General features: G+C 42.7%; 5 protein-coding genes. All 5 read left to right on the top strand.

The genetic code is table 11. The features are described 5' to 3' along the window. Nucleotides 1-1,463 precede the first annotated feature (1,463 nt). The 5 genes from AFK68_RS44755 to AFK68_RS10230 all read left to right on the top strand — a co-directional run bounded on the left by AFK68_RS44755 (nucleotide 1,464) and on the right by AFK68_RS10230 (nucleotide 4,610). On the top strand, nucleotides 1,464-2,906 hold the full coding sequence (locus AFK68_RS44755; RefSeq protein ID WP_094672617.1) for a M6 family metalloprotease domain-containing protein: 1,443 nt from the start codon (nucleotides 1,464-1,466) through the stop codon (nucleotides 2,904-2,906). A 235-nt stretch (nucleotides 2,907-3,141) separates the two neighbouring features. Beyond that, nucleotides 3,142-3,264, top strand: a complete 123-nt coding sequence (locus tag AFK68_RS43410) for a hypothetical protein (protein ID WP_256386530.1) — start codon at nucleotides 3,142-3,144, stop codon at nucleotides 3,262-3,264. Nucleotides 3,265-3,453: 189 nt separating this feature from the next. Further along, nucleotides 3,454-3,630, top strand: a complete 177-nt coding sequence (locus tag AFK68_RS36555; RefSeq protein WP_168186398.1) for a hypothetical protein — start codon at nucleotides 3,454-3,456, stop codon at nucleotides 3,628-3,630. A 183-nt stretch (nucleotides 3,631-3,813) separates the two neighbouring features. Beyond that, nucleotides 3,814-4,122 carry a hypothetical protein gene (locus tag AFK68_RS10235; protein ID WP_094672616.1) on the top strand — a complete coding sequence of 103 codons (309 nt, stop codon included), beginning with the start codon at nucleotides 3,814-3,816 and terminating at the stop codon, nucleotides 4,120-4,122. A 227-nt stretch (nucleotides 4,123-4,349) separates the two neighbouring features. After that, nucleotides 4,350-4,610: a carboxypeptidase-like regulatory domain-containing protein gene (locus AFK68_RS10230; protein ID WP_094672615.1), complete on the top strand. Its 261-nt coding sequence runs from the start codon at nucleotides 4,350-4,352 to the stop codon at nucleotides 4,608-4,610. The last annotated feature ends 208 nt before the right edge of the window (nucleotides 4,611-4,818 follow it).

The raw sequence follows: 4,818 nt of genomic DNA, 5'->3' as shown, positions 1-4,818 counted from the left end.
AGGGGCACCGCCTTCCCTGAGTGAACTGGAAGCCATGAGTGGAAGTGGCAGCAGCAGCGGGGAGTTAGAAGGGGCACCGCCTCCTCTACTTGAATGAACTAGAAGCCAAACAAATTGACTTTCTTACTATCATGTCCGTTGGTATGGTTGCGTGTAAAAGCTTGGGGAATATCTACACAGTATTTAAGTTTTTTCCTCCTGTGAAACCTTCTTTCTTCTTCCTTACCCGTAGTTTATAATACCGATGCTACCGGACATGATATTACTCATATCAATAGGACTTATATCATGTCCGGTTGAATAGTTATAAATAACGAGTCAGGAGTCAGGAGTCAGGAGGGGAAAAAGAAAGTATTAAAAGGATAAAGTTTTTTGATTGCTGGCGCACAACTGCGTTAACGCGTAAGCGGAACGGAGTTCTATCGCGCTCTTATCGGGACATGATATTATCCATTATAGACGAAAAATGTGGGCTTGAGATTGCATCCCTGTCGGTCGCAATGACAGAAATACTTTGTATTGAGTAAGTCCTAATCAAGATCAAGTCAGATTGATTACCTACAATATAAGCTGTCTTGTGGTTATTCTCGACGACTTGATATAACTGCTTAACCCAATCTTAAGGAGAACATAGTTATGCCTACACCATTCCTTAACGAGGAATTTACTTTCACCAATCCCGACGGCAGTACCATCCAGGTAAGAAGTTCAGGCAACCAATATTACGCTGTCTTTGAAACCCTTGATGGCTATACCGTGGTTAAAGACGCTGACACAGGTTTTTATAAATATGCGCAGCTTNGACTTGATATAACTGCTTAACCCAATCTTAAGGAGAACATAGTTATGCCTACACCATTCCTTAACGAGGAATTTACTTTCACCAATCCCGACGGCAGTACCATCCAGGTAAGAAGTTCAGGCAACCAATATTACGCTGTCTTTGAAACCCTTGATGGCTATACCGTGGTTAAAGACGCTGACACAGGTTTTTATAAATATGCGCAGCTTTCCGAAGACAAAAATGAGCTTTTGCCGACCGATGCTAAAGTGGGGGTAGTAGACCCACAAAACTTGGGAATTCAGCCACACATACGCATCCGACGGGAGAGTGCTAAACAACAAGCTCAGAACGCACCCATGCTGCAAGGACCTGCAAGTCGCTGGCAAGTCCGTCGCGAGCAGAAAAAAACTCAGTTACGGGGAATAAGTCCGACTGCAAGACCTGAGTCTCAGCCCCTGTCTACCGTCACAGTAGGAAACTACGTCGGGTTGTGTATCTTGATCCGGTTTACCGACGTTTCCGAAACCATTTCCCAGCAAGAAGTTAGCGACTTCTGTAACCTATCAGGCTACAGTGGGTTTGGAAATAATGGGTCAGTACATGATTATTTCTACGACAACTCGCGGGGTAAATTAACTTACACCAATGTNGTGCTAAACAACAAGCTCAGAACGCACCCATGCTGCAAGGACCTGCAAGTCGCTGGCAAGTCCGTCGCGAGCAGAAAAAAACTCAGTTACGGGGAATAAGTCCGACTGCAAGCCCTGAGTCTCAGCCCCTGTCTACCGTCACAGTAGGAAACTACGTCGGGTTGTGTATCTTGATCCGGTTTACCGACGTTTCCGAAACCATTTCCCAGCAAGAAGTTAGCGACTTCTGTAACCTATCAGGCTACAGTGGGTTTGGAAATAATGGGTCAGTACATGATTATTTCTACGACAACTCGCGGGGTAAATTAACTTACACCAATGTCGTGACGCAATATTACACAGCTAAACACGATCGCTCGTACTATACAGACCCAGCAATTTCCTATGGTACTCGAGCTAGAGAACTGATTGTTGAAGCACTAGATGACCTTAAATCCCAGGGCTTTGACTTTAGTCCGCTTAGTAGTGACGGTAGTGGCTATATCTATGCCTTGAACGTGTTTTACGTCGGACCGAGGGTTAATAATTGGGCTGAAGGTCTTTGGCCGCACTCCTGGGTCTTAGCCTCTGACTACAACGTAGGAGGAGGGAAAAAGTTCAGGGACTACCAAATCACAAATATGGGTAGTGAGCTGACCCTACGAACCTTCTGTCATGAAAATGGTCACATGATCTGCGATTTTCCTGATTTGTACGATTATGGATACGAATCATCGGGAGTTGGGAATTATTGCCTCATGTGTTTTGGAGGAAATAATAAGAACCCTGTGCAAGTTTGTGCCTACCTAAAAAATGAAGTAGGCTGGGCTACAAAAGTCACGTCCATAACTCCAGGTATAACGGCGACCCTCCCTGCGGCGAACAATGACTTTTACGTCTATGCCAAAAACGCGACAGAGTATTTCATCATCGAGAACAGGCAAAAGACAGGCCGAGATACTTTCTTGCCTGATGCTGGACTGGCTATCTGGCACGTTGATGAACAGAAAAATGGTAATAACGAGGAGCAGATGACTGCCAGCCAACACTACGAATGTTCTTTGGAACAGGCCGATGGACGCTTCGACCTGGAGAAAGATGTTAATGGGGGCGACAGCGAAGATTTGTTTGCTTCTCCGTATAAGACTGAGTTCTCTGATAGCACAACTCCTAAGAGCCAATGGTGGGACGGTAGCAACTCTAGCTTGAATATTACCCAGATTTCTGAACCTGGTTCCACCATGACCTTCGTCGTATCCGACACATCAGGATGGGTAACTAACAAGAAAGTGATTAATACATACGGTCATGTCAATACCCGGTATGGATTCGCAATAGTTGAAGGATTAAGCGGATGGAAACAGATAACCCCAAGTTCACCTGATGGGGTATCTAATGTATTAGATATCCTCAAGGTAGCACAAGCTAATGAACGCCAAGTCAATATATACATTGGTTCCGACGGAAAGATTCTTGCAGCTATCATGCTGTAGCTAAATTGGCAGTAAAGGTAGAAAATCTTTGCGCCTTGATGAGAATAAAATNTTGAAGGATTAAGCGGATGGAAACAGATAACCCCAAGTTCACCTGATGGGGTATCTAATGTATTAGATATCCTCAAGGTAGCACAAGCTAATGAACGCCAAGTCAATATATACATTGGTTCCGACGGAAAGATTCTTGCAGCTATCATGCTGTAGCTAAATTGGCAGTAAAGGTAGAAAATCTTTGCGCCTTGATGAGAATAAAATTTCCCTGAATACTCTGAATGCGATCGCTATTTATAGCCAAATCAACCAAAACAAGATGGCTTCAGAAGAGCGATCGCTGTGTTATGAACATCGGTGTTAGTGAATTTGGCTATGATTTTTCTGGCATTCTAGAAACCGGGTTTGTGTTAGATCCCGATAAATAGTGAAATTTGTCTCCAACAAACCCGGTTTCTTATAACACGCTCACTATTATTTCATAGCTCGGTTCACCAACGCCTGAACATCCTGGTTCCCGACCTAACGGAGGCAAAAGACAACTAAAAATCCAATGCCTATTAATGCAGGCAACCCAAACACCATTCAGTCCCCAATTAATGTGAGTGGTTTGTTGGATGTTGTCAAAAAAATAAAAGTTATCTTTGACATTGAACACACTTGGATAGGGGATTTGACAATCTCACTGCTCAACCATTCTCGCTCTCGTGTACTCCTGGCTAATAGGTGAGGAGCTTCATCAGATGATTTCAATAAGGTAACATTTGATCGAGACGATCTCACATTTTTCTGCGACGCATACGCGGATCGTCGTATTGTTGCAAAAAAGTATTTTGAGGATAATTTAAATAGTTCTAATTAGAACTAACTATTTTTCCTAAGACCAACATAAACAATTCCCAGGAGAATAATTATGGCTGTGCAATTTAGAGAAGGATGGCTGAATTTTCCGCCAACAACAGGCAGGAGACAGCGGGCTGAAACAAGTGTAACTTTCCCTCGAAATGTGCAATCAGCACAGGTAGTGCTAAAAGGCTACAGCGTCAACTACAACAATGGAGACCATCATATCCTCCAGTTGGAGATCGATCTTGATACTTTAAGGATTATTGGTCCGACAGTGAGTATAGCTGGAGACTTCGTATTCCGTGACAGTTCTGGTTTCTTTGACGATCCCTACAGTGGATGGATTAACTTCGTTGTTATCGCTGACTTAGTATAGGTGTAATTGGGAGGGATTTTTTCGCTTCCCATAACAATTTCGGCGATCTGGATCACAAATTATGATTTTTGCTTTACAGCAGTTTCGGAGTTAGTGAGGTACAAATTTTTAGGACTTTAGGCAACAGAAAATTAATAAACTGTACCTCACCATCCTCAAAAGTTCTGTTAATCAGCGGCGATCGCCGAACACCAACAAAAAAAACCTAATGAGGAGAGAAGGATTTGATGCAACTGAAGGGATATGTTATCAATACATCAGAAGAAGGGATTGAAAATGCTCTTGTAGAGAGTCTAGAAACTGGACAGCGGACTTATACAGATGCAGAAGGAAAATACTCTTTAGTAGATATTCCTGAGCAAGTCTTTACAATTCGTGTGATAGCAACAGGATTTCGAGCCAAAAGGCTTGTATTAGATATGAAGGAACGGCAAAAAAGTGACAATCAAGAATATAAAATCACATTATTTTTGCTTTCCGAAGAGTAACGGTCAAAGTCATGGGAAAGAGTTTGAGTAGTGAAGTTTTAAGTGACCTGTTGTGCAATGAGAAGAAAAAGAAAAGGTAAGATTGGTCATTATTAGTTTTCTGTCTGGACGTGGTTTGACTGTAATATCAGTTTGATCAATGTTTGCTACACATACACATACCTGTTATAGAACCCCTGAAGGGATCTATGCGCGAATATAGATGGGG

The organism is Hydrocoleum sp. CS-953 (assembly GCF_002260545.1).
Lineage (GTDB): Bacteria > Cyanobacteriota > Cyanobacteriia > Cyanobacteriales > Microcoleaceae > Trichodesmium.
This window is presented reverse-complemented; position numbering and strand designations above follow the sequence as displayed.